Annotated in this window: 20 protein-coding genes and 3 tRNA genes; 8 read left to right on the forward strand and 15 right to left on the reverse strand. The window is 54.1% G+C overall.

The window, feature by feature from the left end; translation table 11 throughout:
• Positions 1–40 precede the first annotated feature (40 nt).
• The 9 genes from hflC to nnr all read right to left on the reverse strand — a co-directional run bounded on the left by hflC (position 41) and on the right by nnr (position 10,693).
• Positions 41–1,045: a protease modulator HflC gene (hflC, locus tag FD737_RS20375; RefSeq protein WP_034829352.1), complete on the reverse strand. Its 1,005-nt coding sequence runs from the start codon at positions 1,043–1,045 to the stop codon at positions 41–43.
• A 3-nt stretch (positions 1,046–1,048) separates the two neighbouring features.
• Positions 1,049–2,287, reverse strand: coding sequence for an FtsH protease activity modulator HflK (gene hflK / locus FD737_RS20380; RefSeq protein WP_034829354.1), 1,239 nt, complete (start codon positions 2,285–2,287; stop codon positions 1,049–1,051).
• A gap of 113 nt (positions 2,288–2,400) precedes the next feature.
• The gene (gene hflX / locus FD737_RS20385) at positions 2,401–3,681 is read right to left on the reverse strand and encodes a ribosome rescue GTPase HflX (protein ID WP_097119487.1); all 1,281 of its coding nucleotides are present in this window, start codon (positions 3,679–3,681) and stop codon (positions 2,401–2,403) included.
• An 80-nt stretch (positions 3,682–3,761) separates the two neighbouring features.
• Positions 3,762–4,079: an RNA chaperone Hfq gene (gene hfq, locus FD737_RS20390; RefSeq protein ID WP_034829366.1), complete on the reverse strand. Its 318-nt coding sequence runs from the start codon at positions 4,077–4,079 to the stop codon at positions 3,762–3,764.
• Between the two features lie 110 nt (positions 4,080–4,189).
• A complete protein-coding gene (gene miaA, locus FD737_RS20395; protein ID WP_160834426.1) occupies positions 4,190–5,131 on the reverse strand; it encodes a tRNA (adenosine(37)-N6)-dimethylallyltransferase MiaA in 942 nt (313 codons plus the stop codon).
• Positions 5,124–7,007 carry a DNA mismatch repair endonuclease MutL gene (gene mutL, locus FD737_RS20400; protein ID WP_160834427.1) on the reverse strand — a complete coding sequence of 628 codons (1,884 nt, stop codon included), beginning with the start codon at positions 7,005–7,007 and terminating at the stop codon, positions 5,124–5,126. The genes miaA and mutL overlap by 8 nt, the downstream gene beginning before the upstream one ends.
• A gap of 42 nt (positions 7,008–7,049) precedes the next feature.
• Complete coding sequence (amiB, locus tag FD737_RS20405) at positions 7,050–8,687, reverse strand: N-acetylmuramoyl-L-alanine amidase AmiB (RefSeq protein ID WP_370523126.1); 1,638 nt, start codon at positions 8,685–8,687, stop codon at positions 7,050–7,052.
• A gap of 8 nt (positions 8,688–8,695) precedes the next feature.
• The gene (tsaE, locus tag FD737_RS20410; protein ID WP_034829377.1) at positions 8,696–9,172 is read right to left on the reverse strand and encodes a tRNA (adenosine(37)-N6)-threonylcarbamoyltransferase complex ATPase subunit type 1 TsaE; all 477 of its coding nucleotides are present in this window, start codon (positions 9,170–9,172) and stop codon (positions 8,696–8,698) included.
• Between the two features lie 3 nt (positions 9,173–9,175).
• Positions 9,176–10,693 carry a bifunctional ADP-dependent NAD(P)H-hydrate dehydratase/NAD(P)H-hydrate epimerase gene (nnr, locus tag FD737_RS20415; protein ID WP_097119484.1) on the reverse strand — a complete coding sequence of 506 codons (1,518 nt, stop codon included), beginning with the start codon at positions 10,691–10,693 and terminating at the stop codon, positions 9,176–9,178.
• On the opposite strand from nnr, the gene queG reads away from it, so the two are divergent.
• Entirely contained in the window at positions 10,692–11,831 is a 1,140-nt protein-coding gene (queG, locus tag FD737_RS20420) for a tRNA epoxyqueuosine(34) reductase QueG (protein WP_097119483.1), read from the forward strand. The genes nnr and queG overlap by 2 nt on opposite strands.
• A gap of 435 nt (positions 11,832–12,266) precedes the next feature.
• Here the strand turns inward: queG and FD737_RS20425 are convergent.
• The 4 genes from FD737_RS20425 to orn all read right to left on the reverse strand — a co-directional run bounded on the left by FD737_RS20425 (position 12,267) and on the right by orn (position 13,390).
• Positions 12,267–12,342 (reverse strand) — tRNA-Gly (locus FD737_RS20425).
• Between the two features lie 30 nt (positions 12,343–12,372).
• Positions 12,373–12,448: transfer RNA gene (locus FD737_RS20430), tRNA-Gly, on the reverse strand.
• A gap of 24 nt (positions 12,449–12,472) precedes the next feature.
• Positions 12,473–12,548: transfer RNA gene (locus FD737_RS20435), tRNA-Gly, on the reverse strand.
• Between the two features lie 293 nt (positions 12,549–12,841).
• Positions 12,842–13,390, reverse strand: coding sequence for an oligoribonuclease (orn, locus tag FD737_RS20440; RefSeq protein ID WP_034829381.1), 549 nt, complete (start codon positions 13,388–13,390; stop codon positions 12,842–12,844).
• A gap of 103 nt (positions 13,391–13,493) precedes the next feature.
• On the opposite strand from orn, the gene rsgA reads away from it, so the two are divergent.
• The 3 genes from rsgA to mscM all read left to right on the forward strand — a co-directional run bounded on the left by rsgA (position 13,494) and on the right by mscM (position 18,880).
• On the forward strand, positions 13,494–14,540 hold the full coding sequence (gene rsgA, locus FD737_RS20445; protein ID WP_034829385.1) for a small ribosomal subunit biogenesis GTPase RsgA: 1,047 nt from the start codon (positions 13,494–13,496) through the stop codon (positions 14,538–14,540).
• Between the two features lie 93 nt (positions 14,541–14,633).
• Positions 14,634–15,530, forward strand: a complete 897-nt coding sequence (gene asd, locus FD737_RS20450) for an archaetidylserine decarboxylase (protein ID WP_034829399.1) — start codon at positions 14,634–14,636, stop codon at positions 15,528–15,530.
• A gap of 14 nt (positions 15,531–15,544) precedes the next feature.
• Positions 15,545–18,880 (forward strand): miniconductance mechanosensitive channel MscM, encoded by a 3,336-nt coding sequence (gene mscM / locus FD737_RS20455; protein ID WP_160834429.1) that lies wholly within the window; start codon positions 15,545–15,547, stop codon positions 18,878–18,880.
• A gap of 46 nt (positions 18,881–18,926) precedes the next feature.
• On the opposite strand, the gene mdh is transcribed toward mscM, so the two are convergent.
• Positions 18,927–19,862 (reverse strand): malate dehydrogenase, encoded by a 936-nt coding sequence (gene mdh / locus FD737_RS20460; RefSeq protein ID WP_160834430.1) that lies wholly within the window; start codon positions 19,860–19,862, stop codon positions 18,927–18,929.
• Between the two features lie 420 nt (positions 19,863–20,282).
• Between mdh and argR the strand changes: the two genes are divergently transcribed.
• From argR to yhcN (FD737_RS20480), 4 genes are all read left to right on the forward strand, one after another.
• On the forward strand, positions 20,283–20,753 hold the full coding sequence (gene argR / locus FD737_RS20465) for a transcriptional regulator ArgR (RefSeq protein WP_034831131.1): 471 nt from the start codon (positions 20,283–20,285) through the stop codon (positions 20,751–20,753).
• Between the two features lie 490 nt (positions 20,754–21,243).
• Positions 21,244–21,507, forward strand: a complete 264-nt coding sequence (yhcN, locus tag FD737_RS20470; protein ID WP_034831133.1) for a peroxide/acid stress response protein YhcN — start codon at positions 21,244–21,246, stop codon at positions 21,505–21,507.
• A gap of 90 nt (positions 21,508–21,597) precedes the next feature.
• Complete coding sequence (locus FD737_RS20475; RefSeq protein WP_160834431.1) at positions 21,598–21,864, forward strand: YdgH/BhsA/McbA-like domain containing protein; 267 nt, start codon at positions 21,598–21,600, stop codon at positions 21,862–21,864.
• A 106-nt stretch (positions 21,865–21,970) separates the two neighbouring features.
• A complete protein-coding gene (yhcN, locus tag FD737_RS20480; protein ID WP_160834432.1) occupies positions 21,971–22,237 on the forward strand; it encodes a peroxide/acid stress response protein YhcN in 267 nt (88 codons plus the stop codon).
• 59 nt (positions 22,238–22,296) lie between these two features.
• Here the strand turns inward: yhcN (FD737_RS20480) and FD737_RS20485 are convergent, their stop codons facing one another.
• Positions 22,297–22,566 (reverse strand): hypothetical protein, encoded by a 270-nt coding sequence (locus FD737_RS20485; protein WP_034831139.1) that lies wholly within the window; start codon positions 22,564–22,566, stop codon positions 22,297–22,299.
• Positions 22,567–22,591 lie beyond the last annotated feature (25 nt).

The raw sequence follows: 22,591 nt of genomic DNA on the forward strand, positions 1-22,591 counted from the left end.
AAGGCCGACAACATTGTCGGCCTCAAGGTTATATCAGTTCTTAACGCGCGGTGTTAGTCGGTGCCTTCATAAAGCGGAAGAAATCGCTATCCGGGCTCAACACCATCACATCCTGGTTATCAGAGAAGCTGTTCTCGTAAGCACGCAGGCTGCGGATAAAGGCATAGAAATCAGGATCCTGACCGAAAGCATCTGCAAACAGTTTTGCTGCCTGCGCATCACCTTCACCACGTGAAATCAATGCCTGACGCTGGGCTTCAGCCAAAGTACGTGTGACCTGGTAATCCGCCTGAGCACGCAGTTTTTCAGCCTCTTCCTGACCTTGTGAACGCTGGCTACGGGCAACCGCTTCACGCTCAGCGCGCATACGGTTGTAGATAGCATCAGACACTTCAGCTGGCAGGTTGATCTGCTTGATGCGTACGTCAACCACCTGAATACCCAGGGCAGCCATACTGTTCGGGTTCGGTGCTGGCTCGCTGCTGTTGGTTTCACGCTCTACGCGGGCTGCCGCGCTGGCAATCGCATCATCTGCGGCTGGCGTCTGCACTTCGTCATCACTGCCTGCGGTACCGGTGTTCAACGCATCACGCACGTCGGTAGTCAAACGACCACGTGAATCCGTCACGATGTCTTTCACATCCAGGCGCCCCATCTCAGAGCGCAGACGGTCACTAAACTTACGTTTCAGCAACACTTCAGCCTGAGAAACATCACCACCGCCCGTTGCCAGGTAGTAGCGGCTAAAATCACTGATACGCCACTTGATGTAGGAATCAACGATCAGGTCTTTCTTCTCTTTGGTAACAAAGCGATCGGCCTGGTTGTCCATGGTCTGGATACGTGCATCCAGCGACTTCACAGTTTCAATGAATGGGATCTTGAAATGCAGACCCGGCTCATAAACCTGCGGCTTGTTCTCGCTATCGCGCAGAACTTTACCGAAGCGCAGCACGATACCGCGCTCACCTTCTTGCACCACGAACAGCGATGCGTACAGCGCCACCAGGACGACAATAATTACGGCAATAATTGGCTTACGCATCGATTACTCCCTCCCTGCGCGCTGGGTATCGTTGCGTAACGCATTGGCGCGACGCTGGTCCATGATGCTGCTCGGACTATAAGACGAAGAGTCATCATTGCTGGCACTGCTGCCAGACGAAGGCAGCTTCATCAAATTAGTGTTTTTCTGGCCAGCCTGGCTGCCAGAAATCTGACCACCACGCATCAGTTGATCCAGTGGCAGCACCATCAGGCTGTTACCACGGTCGTTAACCAGGACTTTACGTGTATGGCTCAGCACGCGTTCCATGCTTTCGATATACAGACGCTCTTTGGTGATTTGCGGTGCGGCTTTGTATTCCGGCAGCAGTAAAGCAAAGCGTGCCACTTCACCCTGCGCTTCTAACACCGTACGCTCTTTGTAAGCGCGGGCTTCTTCCAGAATACGTTGCGCCTGACCGTTCGCACGCGGCTGCACTTCATTCGAATAGGCTTCTGCTTCACGCACGTACTGCTCGCGGTTTTCACGTGCGGCGATGGCATCGTCAAACGAGGCCTTCACTTCTTCCGGTGGACGTGCCGCCTGGAAGTTGACGTCAAGCAGGGTAATCCCCATGTTGTAAGGACGGATGGTTTCATCCAGCTCACGTTGCGTCTCGCTACGCACCACGGTACGGCCTTCAGTGAGGATACGATCCATGGTAGAACGACCAATCACACCGCGCAGCGCACTGTCGGTGGCCTGACGCAAACTGTCGTCAGCGCTGGTGACCGCATACAAATACTGCTCAGGATTGGTTACGCGGTACTGCACGTTCATTTCCACGCGCACCACGTTTTCGTCCGACGTCAGCATCACGCCAGAGGCGGCCAGTTCACGCACGGCTTCAACGTTAACGGCACGCACCTGATCGATAAAGGTTGGCTTCCAGTTCAGGCCCGGTTCAACCAGATGGCTGAACTTACCAAAACGAGTCACAACGCCACGTTCTGCTTCTTTGATGGTGTAGAAACCGCTGGCAGCCCAGATGACCACTGCGGCTACGGCAACGATGCCAACCAGTTTGCCACCGCTACCGCCGCCGCGCTGGCCATTGTTGTCACTCTGTTTGCCACCGCCCAGTCCGCCGAGTTTTTTACTCAACTTACGGAAGATATCATCCAGATCAGGAGGCCCCTGATCGCGCCCTCCCTTATTTCCCCCAGAGTTGCCGCCTTGATTATTGCTGCTTCCCCACGGGTCGCGGTCCTGTCCGTTATTTCCGGGCTGATTCCACGCCATGTTTCTACTCCATTTATTGTATTTACGTTTTTTACCCTTCCTCTTTCGAATTGCGGCCCAGAGAAATAATTGCAGCAATTTTCAACAAGTTAGGTAAAGGCGTTAGGGCAATATCAAACAATATAACTGGCTAATGACGGTTCCTGTTTGCACAAACGACGCCAGTCAACGATTGGCATTCGCACGTGCATACCTACAGAACCATCATCTTCATTCCATTCTTTCTCAATCGCCTGCAGTTGGTAGAAGCGGCTGCGCAAACGGCCCGCTTCTGGCGGCAGACGTAAATCATACTGCGCAATTTCACCGGCTAAGCGTTCAGACAGCGCCTGCCAAAGTAAGGGTAGACCTTCACCGCTCTGAGCAGAAAGCCAGACGCGTGTCGGCTTATTCTCTTCATCACGATCAATACGCGGCACAAAACCGTCCAGCATGTCGATTTTATTCATAATCAACAGCATGGGAATTTCATCCGATTCGATTTCTGCCAATACTTCATTAACGGCGTCGATGTTGTCGTTGACGCGCAAATCGGCAGCGTCAATCACGTGCAGCAAGAGCGTCGCCTGACGTGTTTCCTGCAGTGTGGCTTTAAAGGCCGCCACTAAGTCATGCGGTAAGTGGCGAATAAACCCAACGGTATCCGCTAAAACCACCTCACCCACGTCTGCCACATTCAGGCGACGCAGTGTCGGATCGAGAGTCGCAAACAGCTGATCGGCCGCATATACATTGGCTGACGTCACCGCATTGAACAGGGTAGATTTGCCGGCGTTGGTGTATCCCACCAGCGAAACGGTCGGCACATCGGCTTTGGCGCGTGCTTGTCGGCCCTGTTCGCGCTGCTTCTCCACACGCTCAAGGCGAGAAAGGATGAGACTAATGCGATTACGCAGTAAGCGGCGGTCCGTTTCCAGCTGCGTTTCACCGGGACCACGTAAACCAATACCGCCTTTTTGGCGCTCAAGGTGCGTCCATCCACGCACCAAACGGGTTGCCATGTGGCGTAACTGTGCCAGCTCGACCTGTAATTTACCCTCATGGGTACGGGCGCGCTGAGCAAAAATATCGAGAATTAAGCCAGTGCGGTCGACAACGCGACATTCACACACTCGCTCGAGATTACGTTCCTGGGCAGGCGATAAGGCATGATCGAATAATACGACCGATGCTCCACTCGCTTTCACCGCATCGGCAATTTCAACTGCCTTTCCTTCACCGACAAAATATTTGGGATGTGGCGCTTTACGGCTGCCAGTAATCACATGCAGCGCTTCGACGCCCGCAGAAGAGACAAGAGTTTCGAACTCCTGCAAATCTTCCAGCTCTTTGTCTTGGGAGAACCAGATGTGTACCAGTACGGCCTGCTCACCGGCATCATAACGGTCAAACAAGCTATAACCTCGCTAAAATAAAATAACCAGGACGGGAAAACGCTTTCGCTCCCCAGCCCTGGCTTTACGGCAGCGCAAAATTATTCTGCGTTATCGCCGTCTTGTTGTGGCTGCGACTGAGCGCCCTGGTTGCTTCCGCTATGGTGGTAATTGCTGCTGCCACCGCTACCGCCCGGGTTGTTGCTATGGTGCGAAACCGGACGAGAAGGAACCACTGTAGAGATGGCGTGCTTGTACACCATCTGGCTAACCGTGTTTTTCAACAGAATGACGAATTGATCAAAGGATTCAATTTGTCCTTGCAGCTTAATACCATTCACCAAATAGATCGAAACCGGTACACGTTCACGACGCAATGCGTTCAAAAACGGGTCTTGTAATGATTGCCCCTTAGCCATTCTATCTTTTCCTTATATGCTTGTTGTTTGTTACTTTAAGAACCGTGGTTCAGAAAAACTGCGTAAAAATTTGCGCACGATAACGGACCAATTGTACACAATCATCCCTGCTACGCACTAACTACCTGAAGCACCGCATTACGGGCTAATTCTGGCTCGTCACTGTCTAACCAATGGACGTTTGGCCAGCCACGTAACCAGGTCATCTGGCGTTTAGCGAGCTGCCGGGTGGCGCAAATTCCCCGATAAACCATTTCGTCGTAATCGATTTCACCAGAGAGATAAGACCACATCTGGCGATAACCTACACAACGAATGGAAGGCATATCCGTATGCAAATCACCTCGTGCAAACAGTTCACGAGCCTCCGCTTCAAATCCTGACGCTAGCATCTGGTCGTAACGCAACGCAATGCGTTGATGTATCAGTTCACGATTTGCCGGAGCGATAGCAAACTGGTACACGTCGTAGGGTAACGCTTCGCCGGATGTTTTTGTCAGTTCCGTTAAAGTTTTACCCGAAATAAAAAAAACTTCCAGTGCTCGCGAAAGTCTCTGCGGATCATTCGGATGAATACGACTACCGGCGACCGGATCGATTTCACACAGCTGGCGGTGTAGGGCTTCCCACCCTTTCTCCGCCGCCATTTGCTCTATCCGCTGACGCACCTCGGGATCGGCCGAGGGCAACGGCGACAATCCTTCAAGCAACGCCTTGAAGTAGAGCATGGTTCCACCAACAAGCAACGGAATCTTACCCTTTTGGGTAATCTCCGCCATTTCTGCCAGCGCATCGCGACGAAACTCAGCGGCGGAATACGCTTCCGCCGGATCGCGAATGTTCAGCAAACGATGGGGCGCCAGTGCTAACTCTTCTGCCGACGGTTTCGCCGTGCCAATATCCATCCCGCGATAGATTAAGGCAGAGTCAACGCTGATAAGTTCCACCGGAAGTTGCTGACGCAGCGAAATCGCTAATGCCGTCTTACCGGAGGCGGTAGGCCCCATCAAAAAAATTGCCTTTGGCCGGCTAGCCTGGTTTAGTTCACTCATGCTTCAACGCGTTAATCGCGCTCTCAATCTCAATGGTCTGTAACAGACCTGAAGGCGGCGACTTGAGCAGATGCGGGCATAGCCTTTCCAGCTCTGCCAGCAGTGCAATCGCCTGCGAGTGATTCCAGTGAGCGTGTTCTGCATCATCACGACGTGCCAGCCATTGGGCCAACGCAGATGCAGAAACCTCTTGCTGCCGGGCCAAGTAGCCTAACAGTTCTGGAATCAAGATTTGTAAATTTTGTGTGCGTAACGGTAAAGGGACGGCGCGTAAGGTGACGTGCTGACCTTCTCGTTGTAAATCAATGCCCATCAGCCTCAATAACGCGCCCTGAACATCGATCACATTCAACTCTTCTTTGGCAATTTTCAGCCGGACCGGGATCAGTAAAGGTTGAGGTTTCAAGCCCTCTTCTCCCGGTTGTAACTGGGCCTGTTTCAGCCAGCGTGAGGCCACATTCAGTGACAACAACTGTAATTGATGACCCCGTTCCAGCAGCGCATATTGCTCATGCATCACGCTCAGCACACGACCAAAACTTTGCGCATGTGCAGCCAACGGCGCTTCGCGTGCTTCAGGCTGACGCACGGGAGCCGGTTGCGGCGCGGCGGCGCGAGGGGCTTCGGCCACAGGCGTTTTCATTAACTGCTGGTAGGCGGCCCCTTCACGTGCACGATACACCGGCTCTTTATTCTGCCAACCCGCGTGCGTTCCCGCCGCAGCCGCAGCCGCACCGCTGCTGCTGGAGCTGGAGCTGGTGCTATTGCGTGATGGGCTCACGGGTTGCGCAAAGTGATTCGCACCCGCGGCCTGTCGGTTCTCTGGCTGCCACTTTGGCGCGGGCTCTTCCGCATGCGCGATGGGCAACTCTGCGGCACGGCTCGCCTGCAACGCACTCATGACGCCCTGCCAGATGAAATCATGCACCAGCCGTGACTGGTGAAAACGGACTTCGTGCTTGGCGGGATGAACATTGACATCCACCTGATGGGGATCGATCTCCAGATACAGCACATAAGCGGGTTGTTGATCTTCCCCCAACTGCGTCTGATACGCCTGCCGAATCGCATGGTTGATCAGCTTGTCACGCATCATGCGGCCATTGACGTAACAATATTGCAGATCCGTCACCTGACGTGACCCGGCGGGATCGGCCACCCATCCACGCAACGCCAAATCGTCATGCTGCCAGTCAATGCGCAGAGCATGTTGCATAAAGGGGGTGCCACAGATAGCGCCAAGACGGCGTTCACGCTGCGCTTCCTGATCCACCGCGCGATACTGGCGAATCATCTTGCCGTTGTGGGTCAGCGAAATTGCCACGTCAAAGCGCGCCAGCGCGATACGGCGAATCACTTCATCAATATGGGTAAATTCGGTCTTCTCAGTGCGCATGAACTTGCGCCGCGCCGGGGTGTTGTAAAACAGATCGAGCACTTCCAGCGACGTCCCGACAGGATGTGCTGCAGGTTTCACCGTGACATCCATATCTCGTCCTTCCGCATAGGCTTGCCAGGCTTCGTGTTGATCCGCGGTGCGAGAGGTTAGCGTGAGGCGTGAAACCGAACTGATACTGGCGAGGGCTTCGCCGCGAAAACCGAGGCTCATAATCGCCTCAAGATCATCCAGCGAAGCAATTTTACTGGTGGCATGGCGAGCCAATGCCATGGCCAGTTCGGCTTTGGCGATGCCACAACCGTTATCGCGGATGCGAATCAACTTCGCGCCGCCTTTTTCGATATCAACGTCAATGCGCGTCGCGCCGGCATCAAGACTGTTTTCCACCAGCTCTTTTACGACCGATGCCGGGCGCTCAACCACTTCGCCGGCGGCAATCTGGTTCGCCAGCTGCGGCGGTAAAATCTGTATTGGCATGGTGGTGATCCTTTAAGCAGACTGGCGCCGCAGCGCCAGCAATCAGGATTGTGGAATCTTTAAGTTTTGCCCCAGCATCACGTTGCTCGACTTCATATTATTCGCCTGCATGATGGCTTTGGGGCTGACACCATAATGAGCGGCGATCCCAGTGAGTGAATCACCGCGTACCACTTTGTGTCGGGTAGGACGACTCGCAGCGGTCACGCTCACGCCCGATTTTGCCGGGACTTTCAAGTGTTGCCCGACCCACACCACATCGCGTTTCAGGCTATTGAGGTCACGCAGAGTTGCCATGCTGACACCGTATTTGGCGGCAATACCTGACAACGTCTCACCGCGCGTCACCGTATGGCGCTGCGTCGCGCCAGTGTATTGCACGGTACCGGTTGCCGGGTTGCTGGCAACGCTAACCGCTGGTGCGCTGTCCAGCGGCCGGTTTTCCTCCTTTGGGATGGATTGCAGCGGATGCGCGAGGAAATAGTTGCGCAGTCCTTTATAGATCGACTGAGCAATTTTCTCCTGATACGCGCTGCTGCCAAGCAGCCGCTCCTCCGCCGCGTTACTGATAAAGCCAGTCTCAACCAGTAAAGAAGGGATATCCGGTGAACGCAACACGCCTAAGCTGGCATGCTCCGGTAAACGTTTGTGCAACGGCGTCACTCCGCGCAGTTGCTGCAGCACTTTCACCGCGACATCATAACCAACGCGCTGTGAATGCCCGAATTGCAGATCCAGTACCGCCTGGCTTAAGTAAGGATCAGCCTGGCTGTTTGCCAGTAAATCACCAGCACCGCCCAGCAATTCGGACTGCTTCTCTTTCTGTTCCAGCCAGTTCGCCATTTCGTTATTGGCGCGGCGGTTTGATAACACCCAAACGGATGCGCCGGTCGCCGAATGGTTGGGCGCGGCGTCGGCGTGAATCGATACCAGTAAATTGGCATTCTCTTTTCGCGCCACCTCGGAACGCCCCATCACCGAGATAAAGTAATCGCCGTTTCGCGTCAGCACGGGCTTAAACATCGGGTCCTGATCCATCAGCGCTTTCAGTTTGCGCGCAATGGCAATGGTGACGTTCTTCTCGTGCAGGCCATGCTGGCCCGATGCGCCGGGATCCTGACCACCGTGGCCGGCATCAATCGCCACAATCACCGTGTCATTGCGTGAAACGGCGCCACCCGGACGTACCGTGGTGTTGCTGTTGGTGACGGTGGTCACCGGATTGGCATTAAAGGGATTCGCCGCACTCTCGCTCTGGCGAGCGGTGGTCACCGGTGCGGCAGCAGTGCTGCGTTTTGCCGGTTGCGTACCGCGAATGGTAAACACCACGCGATACTGATTGCCGTCACGTTGGGTGCTGGCACGCGTGTGTGCCGCCTGCGTCAGTTCGAACACCAAACGAATACTCTGTTTATCTTTCGGCTGGCTATTGCGAATGCGTTGTACGATGTTTTCGCCGCTAAAGTTCAGCGGCAAGCCCTTAATCGCGCCACTTTGCCGAATATCCAGCACCACACGATTGGGGTTATGCAGCGGGAAGAAACCATACACGGGTTGACCATTAAAACTCAGCGTGACGGTTGCCTGACTGTCGCCGTTTTCGACTTTGATATCTGACAAGGTGGCAGATAACGCAGAAGCAGAAACGATACAGAGCGCAGCCAGCAGAATCCCTTTCATCCATGCGGTCATGCCGACTCCCTGCCTTGCTGGAACTGGGCCAGCAGCGTTTCACCCACTGCAGAAACCGCGCTGATCTCCGCTTCTCGCGCCGCGTCCACGTAGCGCAGCGTCAATGCCAGATCGGGCTCGGGTAATACGCCAGCGCCCTGCTGCGGCCATTCGACCAGGCACAATGCATCCCCGCTGAAGTAATCGCGGATACCCATAAACTCCAGCTCTTCAGGATCGGCCAGGCGATAAAGATCGAAGTGATACAGCGTGCGTGAGCCGAGTTCGTAGGGCTCCACCAGCGTATAGGTTGGGCTTTTCACATTGCCCTGATGGCCAAGCGCCTGCAAAAAGCCGCGGCTAAACGTGGTTTTACCGGCGCCGAGATCGCCATAAAGATAGATCACCAACGCGCTGCTGCAAACGCGGGCAAGTTGCGCACCCAGATTTAGGGTTGCCGCCTCATCGGGCAAAGGGATAACACAGGTTTTCATGCTTTATTGTTGGATCATCTCTGGATTAACAAACTGCCACAGCAGTTCGAACAAATCAGTGGCTAACATGCCGCGCGTACCGCGCTGCCGGGCAACCGCATCTGCCGCTGCACCGTGTGCGACACAGCCCGCGCAGGCTGCCTCAAGTAAAGTCAGTTTCTGGCCCAGCATGGCCGCAATGATACCGCTCAGGACATCGCCCATGCCGCCGGATGCCATCCCTGCATTGCCTACATCCGCAATCGCGATGTCACCTGCCGCGCTGGCCACGATCGTGCCTGCGCCTTTCAGCACCACCACACCGCCGTAGCGTTTAGCGAGTGTTTGCGCCGCCTGTAAGCGGTCGCGCTCGACCTCACTGGTCTTCACGCCTAACAGCCGTGCGGCCTCGCCAGGATGCGGAGTAATGATGCGATTCTGACGGTAATCCGGCTTGATTGCCAGCAGGTTAAGCGCATCAGCATCCCAAAGCATCGGCTTTTCACTAGACGCGACTTTTTTCAGTGCCTTCTGAGCCCACTCACGTTGTCCCAGTCCGGGCCCGATAGCGATCACGTCTGCCCATTGCAGGGCCTGTTCCAGCGTTTCATCATTTAGCGCATCGACCATAAGCTCCGGTCGCGCGGTCAGAATCGGGCCGATATTATCTTCATGCGTGAGCACGCGCACAAGCCCAGCACCACTGCGCAGCGCCGCTTCCGCCGTCATTCGAATCGCCCCGGCGGTGCCAGTATCCCCTCCCACTACCACTAAACGTCCATGGTCACCTTTGTGCGAAGTGGCTTTTCGTGGTTTCAGCCAGTGCACCAGATCAGCCGCATCGTAGCGTTGAATGGGATCCGTCTCGCCCGCGAGGAATGCGTTCAGGCCTAGCGCATCACAATGTAATCGACCCACGTGATCGCGAGCTTTACCAGTCAACAATCCCGGTTTCAACACAATCATACTCAGGGTGACATCCGCGTTGATGGCATTGCCCGGCGTGGTGCCAGTGGCAGCATTCAACCCCGATGGAATATCTATCGCGAAGATGGGCGCGGCATGTGCATTGGCCAGATCAATCAATTCAGCGTAAGGCGCGGCTGGTGCACGATTGATGCCGGTACCGAGCAATGCATCGATGATCACATCAATGTTTTGCGGCCATGACGCATCCGGGGCATGTATCACCCCGCCCGCCGCCAGCCAGGCTTCTTGCGCCTGCTGCGCTTCTTCCGGCAGCGGCTTATTACCGGTACATGCCAGCAGTGTCACCTCTAGCCCCGCAGCCTGTGCCAACCGCGCCACCACATAGCCATCGCCCCCGTTATTACCCTGTCCGCACAGAATCAGCCAATGCTGCGCCTGCGGCCATTGCGCCCGCACCCGTTCGTAGCTCGCCTGTCCGGCGCGCAGCATCAATTCATACAAGGTTAAACCCAGGCTATCCGCCGCATCGCGCTCCAGTTGCCCTATCGCCTGCGCAGGCCAGACAGAGTGTGGTAAACTGCGCGGGTTTGCTTCAATTGCCTGGTTTCTCATGTCATACCCTCTCGATCTTCAACAGCTTGCCCACCAAATTAAACAGTGGGGGCGCGAACTCGGCTTTCAGCAGGTTGGTATTTGCGATACCGATCTTAGCGCTGAAGAGCCCAAATTACAGGATTGGCTGGAGAAGCAGTATCACGGAGAGATGGACTGGATGGCGCGCCACGGCATGATGCGTGCGCGTCCGCATGAACTCCTGCCCGGCACACTGCGCGTGATCAGCGTGCGCATGAACTACCTTCCGGCCAAAGCGGCGTTTGCCAGCACCTTAAAAAATCCTCAGCTGGGCTATGTCAGCCGCTATGCGCTGGGCCGCGATTATCACAAAGTATTGCGCAATCGCCTGAAAAAGCTTGGAGAAATGATTCAGGCGCATTGTGGCGAACTCAACTTTCGCCCATTTGTCGATTCCGCCCCCATCCTTGAACGGCCGATTGCCGCCAAAGCAGGCTTGGGCTGGACCGGTAAACACTCGCTCATTCTCAATCGCGAAGCCGGTTCCTGGTTCTTTCTCGGCGAGTTGCTGATTGATTTGCCGTTGCCCGTCGATCAGCCACAGGAAGAACAGTGCGGTCGCTGCGTCGCCTGCATCACTATTTGCCCGACTTCCGCTATCGTTGAGCCTTATGTGGTTGACGCGCGGCGCTGTATTTCCTATCTCACTATTGAGCTGGAAGGTGCGATACCGGAAGAATTCCGTCCGCTGATTGGTAACCGCATCTATGGATGTGACGATTGCCAGCTTATCTGTCCGTGGAATCGTTATGGTCAGTTGACCGATGAAGATGATTTCTCGCCGCGCGCGGTGCTGCACGCGCCGCCGTTGGTGGATCTCTTCAAGTGGGATGAAGCGAAATTCTTGCGAGTCACTGAAGGCTCTGCGATTCGCCGCATCGGCCACTTACGCTGGCTGAGGAATATCGCAGTAGCATTGGGCAATGCGCCCTGGGCAGAAGAAAATCTGGCGGCGTTGCAAATGCGTAGCGGTGAAAACGCCATGCTGGATGAGCATATTGACTGGGCCATCACGCAGCAATTACAGAGGCGTGCGGCACAGAGCGTGGATGTTCAGCCCGCGAAGAAACAGCGCTTAGTGCGCGCCGTCGAGAAAGGCCTGGTCCGTGATGCGTGATTAACCAATCACGCAGGATAAAATCCTTTTCCACATGCTGTGAATAAAATTATAAAGCCGAATAGTGACGAGGATCATTATATCGTCTACCAAGACTATTCACAGACTGAAATACCTTTAATTCATTAACAATCAATGAGTTAAATGATTATTGTAAACATTTAAGTAGAATATTGCGCGCAGGGGCTTGTCCAGAGCTTGTGGATAACTCTGTTCAAAACAATTTTGCAGATAGGGTAAAACGCCGTCGGTACGTTGCAGGCGCATTGTGGATAACCTGTAAGATAACTGCAACAGACTACAGGCATCGTTGGTGCTAATGCGGTACGTAAAATTTCCAGAAAGAAAACCAGGCCGCATGAGATCGATAAAGACTGCAGCAGTTTTAAGTCTGATTACGCCCGAGAGCAAATAACATTAGTGAATATGAAAATCTGGAGCGGGAAACGAGACTCGAACTCGCGACCCCGACCTTGGCAAGGTCGTGCTCTACCAACTGAGCTATTCCCGCAAAGAGGTTACTACTAACTAAAACAGATTTTGGAGCGGGAAACGAGACTCGAACTCGCGACCCCGACCTTGGCAAGGTCGTGCTCTACCAACTGAGCTATTCCCGCAAAGAGGTTACTGCTAACGAAATTTGGAGCGGGAAACGAGACTCGAACTCGCGACCCCGACCTTGGCAAGGTCGTGCTCTACCAACTGAGCTATTCCCGCATAATCTTCGTCTTTCAATTTGCTGCCGCGTTAGCTTCCTTCACTCACACAGGTCACTTACTGACGTAAGCTCTCTGTGATTCGTTCAGTTGCTGCCTTGCCGCAAACCGAAATACTTGATTCTGGAACTTCGTGTTACTGCTGCGCACCGTAATAAATTCTTCACCGGTACGGGGTGCGCATTATACGAGAAATCCTTTCAGTCGCAAGAGTCTAAAAGCAAAATTTTGCGCTTTCAGTGCGTTTGCTGATTTAATCAGCAACCTGATGATTTCCTGCGCACCCTTAGGCGATTAAAGCTGCAAGAAGTGTTCGCGGTAGTAGGCCAACTCGGCAACGGACTCGCGGATATCATCCAGCGCCTGGTGACTGCCCGCTTTTTTGAAGCCCGGCAGGATATCGGGTTTCCAGCGACGCGCCAGTTCTTTCAGCGTGCTGACATCCAGATAACGGTAGTGGAAGTAGGCTTCCAGCTCCGGCATGTATTTGAAAAGGAAGCGGCGATCCTGGCCGATGCTATTGCCGCAAATCGGAGAAGTGTTAGCCGGAACCCACTGCTTGAGAAATTCGATGGTCGCCAGCTCTGCAGCACGGTCGTCGTATTGGCTGGCTTTCACACGTTCTACCAGGCCACTGTTGGTGTGCGTACGCACATTCCACTCATCCATCAATGCCAATTGCTCATCAGACTGATGCACCGCAAACACCGGGCCTTCTGCCAGGATATTCAGGTTGGCATCGGTGACGATCGTGGCGATCTCAATAATGCGATCCTGCTCCGGATCCAATCCGGTCATTTCCAGGTCGATCCAAATCAGATTATTTTCATTTCCAGCTGTCATGCGTTTCCCGCCTGTTGCCAAAGTCGTCATTACACTCGTTTCAGGTGTATCATAGACGTTTTGCCCAGCGGGGCGAAGCCTGGCGAAAGCCGTGAGAGGATGCGTGAGCAAAAATAAACTGTCGAAGGGTCAACAACGTCGCGTAAGCGCTAACCATCAGCGTCGTCTGCAGCAACGGAATGAAAAGCCGGAACCGGATGACAACCTGTTTGGAGAAGCGAGCGAAGGCGTGGTGATCAGCCGTTTCGGCATGCACGCAGATGTGGAAGATGGCGTGGGCGAAGTGCATCGCTGCAATATCCGTCGCACCATTCGCTCACTGGTCACCGGTGACCGTGTGCTGTGGCGTGCGGCGATTGGCGGCGGTAAAGGCATTGTGGAAGCAGTTCACGAACGTAAAACGGTGCTGACGCGTCCGGATTTCTATGATGGCGTCAAACCGATCGCGGCCAACATCGATCAGATCATCATTGTGTCGGCGATCCTGCCGGAGCTGTCGCTCAATATCATCGATCGTTATCTGGTGGCCAGTGAAACCCTGGGCGTTGAGCCACTGCTGGTCCTGAACAAAACCGATCTGCTCGACGCGGAAGCCCGCGCGTTTGTGGATGAGCAGATGGATATCTATCGCAAAATTGGCTATCGCGTGTTGATGGTATCCAGCCGTGCCAAAGATGGCCTGGCGGAGCTGGAACAGGCCTTAACCGATCGCGTGAGTATTTTTGCGGGTCAATCTGGTGTGGGTAAATCCAGTTTGCTAAACAATTTGCTGGGACTGGAATTGGCGGGCGATGAGATTCTGACCAACGATGTGTCTGATAACTCCGGTCTGGGCCAACACACCACCACCGCCTCACGCCTGTATCACTTCCCGCACGGCGGCGACGTGATTGATTCTCCAGGCGTACGTGAATTCGGTTTATGGCATCTGGAGCCGGAACAAATCACCCGTGGATTTGTCGAATTCCGTGAGTTTATCGGCGGTTGCCGTTTCCGCGACTGCAAGCATGATACCGATCCCGGCTGCGCCATTCGCGAAGCGGTAGAGGAAGGAACAATCAACATCTCGCGCTTCGATAACTACCACCGGATTCTGGAGAGTATGGCGCAGGTAAAAACGCGTAAAAACTTTTCCGCCAGCGAAGATTAACGGGTACAACGGCACATTCGCCAACTGACCGGGGCGCTGCTACAATCCGCCCCCTTTTGTGTAAACCAAGCGTAATTAAGCCAGGAGGCAACGGTGTTTGATCGTTTTAAACTCGGCCTGAATCATATTCTGCCTAAAAAAGGGCTGACCGAACTTGCCGGCTGGGGCGCCAGTCGTCGCGGTGGCTGGCTGACCAAAGCGGTCATCGACATGTTTGTCTGGTACTACAAAGTGGATATGGCCGAAGCCAGCAAACCCCATACTGGTAGCTATCGCACCTTTAATGACTTCTTCGTGCGTCCGCTAAAAGAGGGTGCGCGCCCGATTGATCCCGATGCGACCCTGCTGGCGCTGCCGGCTGATGGCGCGGTGAGCCAGTTAGGCCGCATTGAAGGCGATCAGATCTTCCAGGCGAAAGGCCATTACTATTCGTTGCAGGCCTTGCTGGCCGGTAACGACGATCTGGCAGAAAAGTTCGTCGATGGTGAGTTCATCACCACCTATCTTGCCCCGCGCGATTATCACCGTGTGCACATGCCCTGTAACGGTATTCTGCGCGAAATGATTTATGTGCCGGGCGATCTTTACTCCGTCAACCCGCTGACAGCACGTAATATCCCGAACCTGTTTGCACGCAATGAGCGTGTGATCTGCGTCTTCGATACCGATCATGGCCCGATGGTGCAGATCCTGGTAGGGGCAACCATTGTGGGCAGCATCGAAACCGTGTGGGCGGGCACCATTACGCCACCGCGCGAAGGGGTGATTAAACGCTGGCGTTATCCTTCAGCGGATCATGACGGGGCCGTTGTGTTGTTGAAAGGTCAGGAAATGGGACGTTTCAAACTCGGTTCGACGGTGATTAACCTGTTCGCACCGGGCCGCGTGAAGCTGGCGGAGAGTCTCGAAGCTGAGAGCAAAACCCGCCTTGGCCAACCGCTGGCGATTGCCCTGCCGCAGCCCGGCGACAGCGCCCCGCTCGCTGAATAACCGGAACCTCTCCCGTGCGCGTTCTTCTCTCTCTACTGCTGAGCCTGGTGCTCAGCAGTTCTGTATTGGCAGCCACCGTTCCCCCCGCGAGTCAGTTGAAGCAGGAACTGGATGCGGCCAAATCCGCCAAAGCCTCTCCTGCTCAAGCTGAGCAAGTTCAGGCCATTGAAGCAGCCATCAATTTCCTCTCTGAGCGCGATGAATCGCTGGAGCGCGCTAAACAGTATCAGCAGGTGATTGATGATTTTCCGCGGCTGGCACGTGAACTGCGTCAGCAGATCGCCACACTGACCGACGGCAGTAAAACGGTGCGCAATAACATGAGCAGCGCCGAACTGGATCAGGAAATCCTGCAAATCAGCAGCCAGCTACTGGAAGAAGGGCGTCAGGCGCAACAGGAGCAGGATCGCGCACGTGAGATTAGCGATTCACTTTCACAGTTACCGCAGCAGCAGACTGACGCACGCCGGGCGATGACCGAAAGCGATCGCCGTGCTCAGGGCTTTTCTGCGGCCGCTACGCCGCTGGCTCAGGCGCAGATTTATGCCCGCCTGGCCGAGAATGCCGCCAATAAAGCCCGTGTGGATGAGTTAGAACTGGCACAGCTCTCCGCCAATAATCGCCAGGAGCTGGCGCGTATGCGGGCGGAAGTGCATCAGCGTAAAGTGACGCAGCTGGATAACTATCTGCAATCGTTGCGCAATCAGCTGAATAATCAGCGTCAGCGAGAAGCGGAACTGGCGCTCGAACGCACTGAACAGCTGGCGGAAAACAGCGGCGATTTACCGGCTTCGATCAGCGATCAATTCCGCGTGAACCGTGAACTTTCAGCCGACCTGAATGCGCAAGCTCAGCGTATGGATTTGGTCGCCTCGCAACAACGCCTGGCCACCAATCAGACGCTGCAGGTGCGTCAGGCGCTCAGCACCCTGCGCGAGCAATCACAATGGCTGGGCGCATCGAATCTGTTGGGTGAAGCTCTACGTGCGCAGGTCGCCAGACTGCCGGATATGCCTAAGTCGCAGCAGATTGATAGCGAGATGGGCCAACTGCGTGTGCAACGGCTGCATTATGAAGATTTACTGGAGCGGCAAAAGGATCTGCGCAAGGAGAAGCAGGACGATGGCACGCCGTTTACCAGCGAGCAAACCCGAATTCTCGATGCCCAGCTGAAAACCCAGCGCGAACTGCTCAATTCACTGATCTCCGGCTGCGATACGCTGATTCTGGAAATCACCAAGCTGAAGGTGTCGAATACCCAGTTGCAGGACGCGCTGGGGGAAGTGAAAGAAGCCACCCACCGCTATCTGTTCTGGACGGCGGATGTCAGCGCCATCGATTTGAAGTATCCGATTGACGTGGCGCGTGACTTAACCCGGCTGCTGTCGCTGGATACACTGGGGCAACTCGGTAAAGCGCTGGCGATGATGTTTACCAGCAAAGAAACCGTGATGCCAATCATCTGCGCAGTGCTGTTGGTGGGCTTTAGCATCAGCTCTCGCCGTCATTTCAATGACTTTATGGCACGCTCCGCCAGCAAGGTTGGAAAAGTCACTCAGGATCGCTTTAGCCTGACGCTCCGCACCGTATTTTGGTCGATTCTGGTGGCGGTGCCGCTGCCGGTATTGTGGGCCGCGCTGGGCTTTGGCTTACAGCACGCCTGGCCTTATCCGTTTGCCGTTGCGATTGGAGATGGCATCACTGCCACGCTGCCGCTGCTGTGGGCCTTTATGATCAGTGCTGCTTTTGCGCGTCATGATGGGCTATTTGTGGTGCACTTCCGCTGGCCGCAGGCGCGGGTAGCGCGTGCTATGCGTTACTACTCGCTGACGGTTGGCCTGATTGTGCCGCTGATCATGCTGCTGATTGCCTTTGCCAATCTCGACGATCCGCAGTTCTCCGGCACGCTCGGTCGCCTGTGCTTCATTTTGATTTGCGGTGCGTTAAGTATTGTCACCGTCAGCCTTAAACGTGCAGGCATTCCGCTGTATCTGGATAAAGAGGGCAACGGCGACAACTTCGTTAACCGTATTCTGTGGAACCTGATGATTGCCATCCCGCTGGTAGCGGCATTGGCTTCCTGCATCGGCTATCTGGCGACCGCACAGGCACTGCTGGCGCGTCTGGAAACCTCGGTGGGCATTTGGTTCTTCCTGCTGGTGATTTATCACATCATTCGCCGCTGGATGCTGATCCAACGCCGTCGCATCGCCTTCGACCGCGCCCGTCAACGCCGCGCGGATATGCTGGCCAACCGTGCGCGCAGTGAGGATGAGAAAGATCAACAAACGCCCGCCAACGCCGATACCATCGAAATTGAAGAGCCGAGCCTGGATTTGGATGAGATTAGTGCGCAGTCATTGCGCCTGGTGCGATCCATTCTGACGCTGATCGCGCTGGTGTCCGTTATCGTACTGTGGTCAGAAATTCACTCGGCCTTTAGTTTCCTCGACAACATCCCACTGTGGGATGCCAGCACCACGGTGCAGGGCGTGGAGAGCGTGCAGCCGATTACGCTGGGCGCGGTGCTGATTGCCATCCTGGTGTTCATTATCACCACTCAGCTGGTGCGTAACATGCCTGCCCTGCTGGAACTGGCGTTGCTGCAACACATCAGCCTGTCACCTGGCACCGGTTATGCCATCACTACCCTGACCAAATACGTGCTGATGCTGATTGGCGGATTAGTCGGCTTCTCGATCATTGGCGTTGAGTGGGCAAAACTGCAGTGGCTGGTGGCGGCGTTAGGTCTGGGGTTGGGCTTTGGTATGCAGGAGATCTTCGCCAACTTTATTTCTGGTCTGATTATCTTGTTCGAAAAGCCAATTCGCATCGGCGATACCGTCACCATTCGCGATCTGACCGGCAGCATTACCCGCATCAATACCCGCGCCACCACGATTACCGATTGGGACCGTAAAGAGATCATCGTGCCTAACAAGGCCTTTATCACTGAGCAGTTCGTTAACTGGTCGTTGTCGGATTCTGTCACGCGTGTGGTGCTGACCATCCCGGCTCCGGCACACGTCAACAGTGATGAAGTCACCAACATTCTCAAGCAGGCGGCCGAGCGCTGTACCTACGTGCTGGATATGCCCACACCGGATGTGTTCCTGGTAGACTTGCAGCAAGGTATTCAGCTGTTTGAACTGCGTGTGCACGCTGCCGAGATGGGTCACCGCATGCCACTGCGTCATGAGCTGCATCAGTTGATTCTGCGTGGCTTTGAAGAGCACGGTATTGAGATGCCGTTCCCACCGTTCCAGGTGCGTATGGAAACGCTGGGACGTAAAACGCCGGCCAGCAATGGCTCACCGTCCAGCCAAACCTTTAAATCTGGCGGCTTATAAATGACAACGCCCGGCAATCACCGGGCGCTGTTTTTTCTGCTGAGCGTTACTTCACAAACTCTTCGCCCTGCGCGATATCTTTCTTCAGCGTATCCAGCATGCCGCTGAGCGCTTGCTGTTCAAACGCACTCAAAGAACCCAACGGGCGACGTTCCACGATACCGTTCTTGCCGATCAGCAGCGGCTGGGAGAAGAAGCGCGCATATTCGCCATCTCCCTCAACATAAGCGCATTCGACTACATTGGCTTCGCCCTGTAGCGCACGCACCAGTGAGAGACCAAAGCGCGCAGCAGCCTGCCCCATTGACAAGGTCGCCGATCCACCACCGGCTTTCGCTTCCACCACTTCGGTGCCGGCGTTCTGAATACGCTTAGTGAGGTCAGCCACTTCCTGTTCGCTGAAGCTGATGCCTTTAACCTGCGACAGCAGCGGCAAAATTGTCACGCCTGAGTGCCCCCCCACCACCGGGACCTCGATCTCGGTGGGCTGCTTGCCTTTCAACGCTGCAACAAAGGTGTTGGCGCGGATAATGTCGAGGGTTGAGACACCAAACAGACGGTTCTTGTCATACACGCCGGCTTTCTTCAGCACTTCAGCCGCAATGGCCACCGTGGTGTTAACCGGATTAGTGATCACGCCAATCAGCGCTTTCGGCGCGGTGCTGGCAACCTGCTCGATCAGGTTACGTACAATGCCCGCGTTAACGTTAAACAGGTCGGCGCGATCCATGCCGGGTTTACGTGCCACACCCGCAGAAATCAGCACAATATCGGCTCCCTGCAGCGCAGGTGTCGCGTCTTCGCCACTAAACCCTTCCACCTTCACAGAGGTAGGAATATGGCTGAGATCAACCGCCACCCCGGGCGTGACCGGGGCGATATCATAAAGTGAGAGAGCGGAACCTGCGGGTAATTGAGTTTTGAGCAGCAGTGCGAGCGCCTGGCCAATACCACCGGCTGCACCGAGAACGGCAACTTTCATCCTGAACTCCTTATGAAGGTGGGGCAGAGATATGCCGAAAATCCATCAGGTTACGAGTTTAATCAACTTCTCAGGCGATAGCGACAAACCTGTCGCGCAATAACATGACGCCGCAATCGGCTCCCGAGACATCTCCACTTCAGAAGTCGCCTGAATGATACAATCGCAGCCAGAAGACAATGGACGGCAATGATCATCGATATAGTTGTTACCACTTCAATACTATAACAACATTGCAACCTTCGCTTTGCGCGTCAGCCCGCGATTTTGGCGCAACACAAAACTCTGCTATGATGCCTGTCCGCAGTTGATTAGCGCGATTCGCTCACTACGCTTATTGCATAAAAATTCATCTAAATGCATAATAATTTATCTGCTGCTGGCCTGTTGCCTGCTGCACCCCTCTTTTATTGGTAGCTTATGCGAAACCCATCAAAACAAGACGACTTGATCAAAGCGTTCAAAGCGTTATTAAAAGAAGAAAAATTCAGCTCTCAGGGCGAAATCGTACAGGCGCTGCAGGAAGACGGCTTCGAGAACATCAACCAGTCAAAAGTTTCTCGTATGCTGACAAAGTTTGGTGCCGTGCGCACCCGTAATGCCAAAATGGAAATGGTTTATTGTTTGCCAGCCGAACTTGGCGTGCCGACCACCACCAGCCCATTGAAGAATCTGGTGCTGGATATCGATTACAACGATGCCTTAGTGGTGATTCACACCAGCCCGGGTGCTGCGCAGCTGATTGCACGCCTGCTGGATTCACTCGGTAAAGCGGAAGGCATTCTCGGTACTATCGCGGGGGATGACACCATCTTTATTACCCCTGCGCGTAGTTTCTCCGTAAAACAGCTGCACGATGCCGTGCTGGTTTTATTCGAACAGGAACTATAAAACCCTGGTCTTAACCGGCAGATCATCTGCCGGTAACATCCTTCCTGATGATCCGTTACCCGCCACGCTTGTTACAAAATCCTTTTTTAATAATAAGTTATCGATATAGCTGCCGGTTCTGCATCCGACAAAATATTGGTACGACCTTTTCCCCTTCTTAACCATTCGCGCTATTTTACACTGCTTTACATATTATGCTCAGTGGTTATAGCTTCTTATGGCGTATCAGCCAGCGGGATCGACCATGATCTTTCGCACGAAAAGATAATTTGATGCAGATCCTTGTTTTTACGAATAAATAACAGCCAATGGTTAAGAATCAACCGGTTTTAATAACTTCCAGTTCTAAAAAGGTGCCATAAGGATAAAGAATAACAACCAAACATTATTAGCCAGACATTAATTTCATGGGTGATTAGATCTATACTTGTTTTTGTGATGCAAATCACACGAAAGAAAAAGATAAAAACAGAAGACGAGGAAAAATACCATGAACGTTAAAACTACTATCGCAACCCTGAGTGTTCTATCTGCCCTGTCATTTGGTGCTTTTGCAGCAGATTCTATCAATGCCCAACAGGCAGCGAATCTGCAACCTGCCGGCACCATCAGTGTGAGCGGCGTGGGCGGTTCTCCGATGGATATCCATGAGCAGCTGAATGCAAAAGCCGATCAGGAAGGTGCTAAAGCCTACCGTGTGATCGAAGCGAATACCGGCGACAGCTATCACGCCACCGCTGAGCTTTATAAATAAGTTGACTGAACAAGACGCAGTGTGAACGGCGACCCGTTTGAGACGCATTTGCCTCTCAGGTTGCCAAACCCCATTTCAGGAGAGTGAATCATGAAAACCAAATTAGCTATCGCCATCGTAGGTCTGGCTTCCGTATTGTCCTTCGGTGCCAGTGCTGCCAGCCTGGTTTCTAACGAACAAGCCGAGCAACTGCAACCGTTGAATCAGACCATCAGCGTAAGCGGTGTTGACGGTGATCAGACCAACGTCCGTCAGGAACTGTCGCAGAAAGCCGATGCTCAGAGTGCCAGCCATTACCGCATCATTGAGAATAATCGTGGCGACACCTTCCACGTGACTGCAGAACTGTACAAATAAGATTACATCGAACGTCGGGCGCCTGAACGGCGCCAGACAATTGATCGACGACCCGCCTCACCCACCTTTTGCCGCAGGTTGTTGATTACAACGAGGAGAAAAAATCATGAAAATCAAAGTAACCATCGCAGCCGCCAGCCTTCTTTCCTTGTTTGCCTTTGGTGCATCGGCAGCCCAACTGGTAACGGATGAGCAGGCGCAAAATCTGCAACCTACCGGCAGCACTATCACCATCAGCGGTACCGGCGGTTCGCCAATGGATTACCGTTCTGAGCTTTCTCAGAAAGCCGATGCACAAGGTGCCAGTGCTTATAAAGTGATTGAAGCGAAAACCGGCGACAGCTATCACGTGACCGCCGAGCTGTATAAATAATTCCTCGTCAATTCTGACGAACCCTTTGGCCCCGCTCGCCGGGGCCCTTTTTCGGCTTGTCACTTCACATTAAAGCGGAGCTGGCCTTCCAGCTCCTCTTCTGCTTCATCAAACAGCAGGATTAATGCGCCATACCGGCGTTTCTGCCCTGTCCCCAGATTCACAAACTCAATTTCCAGCGGCAACGGCAACTGCTCCCCAAGTATCGCATCCCAGAGATCGTCAAGATCGCTGATGGCCAGATCCGCCAGCGCAAAACGATCGCTGAACTGGCGATAGAAATGGGCTTGATCGACGATTTCGTCAAAATCAAAACGCTCGGTTCTCATTGTGATTCCCTCTTGCAGGCAGGGC

Source organism: Pantoea sp. Seng (assembly GCF_009829935.1).
Lineage (GTDB): Bacteria > Pseudomonadota > Gammaproteobacteria > Enterobacterales > Enterobacteriaceae > Pantoea > Pantoea communis.

What these genes read in the sequence shown, in the direction of transcription:
- hflC (WP_034829352.1), bottom strand. Translation starts at nt 1,045, where the DNA reads ATGCGTAAGCCAATTATTGCCGTAATTATTGTCGTCCTGGTGGCGCTG.
- hflK (WP_034829354.1), bottom strand. Translation starts at nt 2,287, where the DNA reads ATGGCGTGGAATCAGCCCGGAAATAACGGACAGGACCGCGACCCGTGG.
- hfq (WP_034829366.1), bottom strand. Translation starts at nt 4,079, where the DNA reads ATGGCTAAGGGGCAATCATTACAAGACCCGTTTTTGAACGCATTGCGT.
- miaA (WP_160834426.1), bottom strand. Translation starts at nt 5,131, where the DNA reads ATGAGTGAACTAAACCAGGCTAGCCGGCCAAAGGCAATTTTTTTGATG.
- mutL (WP_160834427.1), bottom strand. Translation starts at nt 7,007, where the DNA reads ATGCCAATACAGATTTTACCGCCGCAGCTGGCGAACCAGATTGCCGCC.
- amiB (WP_370523126.1), bottom strand. Translation starts at nt 8,687, where the DNA reads ATGAAAGGGATTCTGCTGGCTGCGCTCTGTATCGTTTCTGCTTCTGCG.
- tsaE (WP_034829377.1), bottom strand. Translation starts at nt 9,172, where the DNA reads ATGAAAACCTGTGTTATCCCTTTGCCCGATGAGGCGGCAACCCTAAAT.
- queG (WP_097119483.1), top strand. Translation starts at nt 10,692, where the DNA reads ATGTCATACCCTCTCGATCTTCAACAGCTTGCCCACCAAATTAAACAG.
- nnr (WP_097119484.1), bottom strand. Translation starts at nt 10,693, where the DNA reads ATGAGAAACCAGGCAATTGAAGCAAACCCGCGCAGTTTACCACACTCT.
- orn (WP_034829381.1), bottom strand. Translation starts at nt 13,390, where the DNA reads ATGACAGCTGGAAATGAAAATAATCTGATTTGGATCGACCTGGAAATG.
- mdh (WP_160834430.1), bottom strand. Translation starts at nt 19,862, where the DNA reads ATGAAAGTTGCCGTTCTCGGTGCAGCCGGTGGTATTGGCCAGGCGCTC.
- argR (WP_034831131.1), top strand. Translation starts at nt 20,283, where the DNA reads ATGCGAAACCCATCAAAACAAGACGACTTGATCAAAGCGTTCAAAGCG.
- yhcN (WP_034831133.1), top strand. Translation starts at nt 21,244, where the DNA reads ATGAACGTTAAAACTACTATCGCAACCCTGAGTGTTCTATCTGCCCTG.
- FD737_RS20475 (WP_160834431.1), top strand. Translation starts at nt 21,598, where the DNA reads ATGAAAACCAAATTAGCTATCGCCATCGTAGGTCTGGCTTCCGTATTG.
- yhcN (WP_160834432.1), top strand. Translation starts at nt 21,971, where the DNA reads ATGAAAATCAAAGTAACCATCGCAGCCGCCAGCCTTCTTTCCTTGTTT.
- FD737_RS20485 (WP_034831139.1), bottom strand. Translation starts at nt 22,566, where the DNA reads ATGAGAACCGAGCGTTTTGATTTTGACGAAATCGTCGATCAAGCCCAT.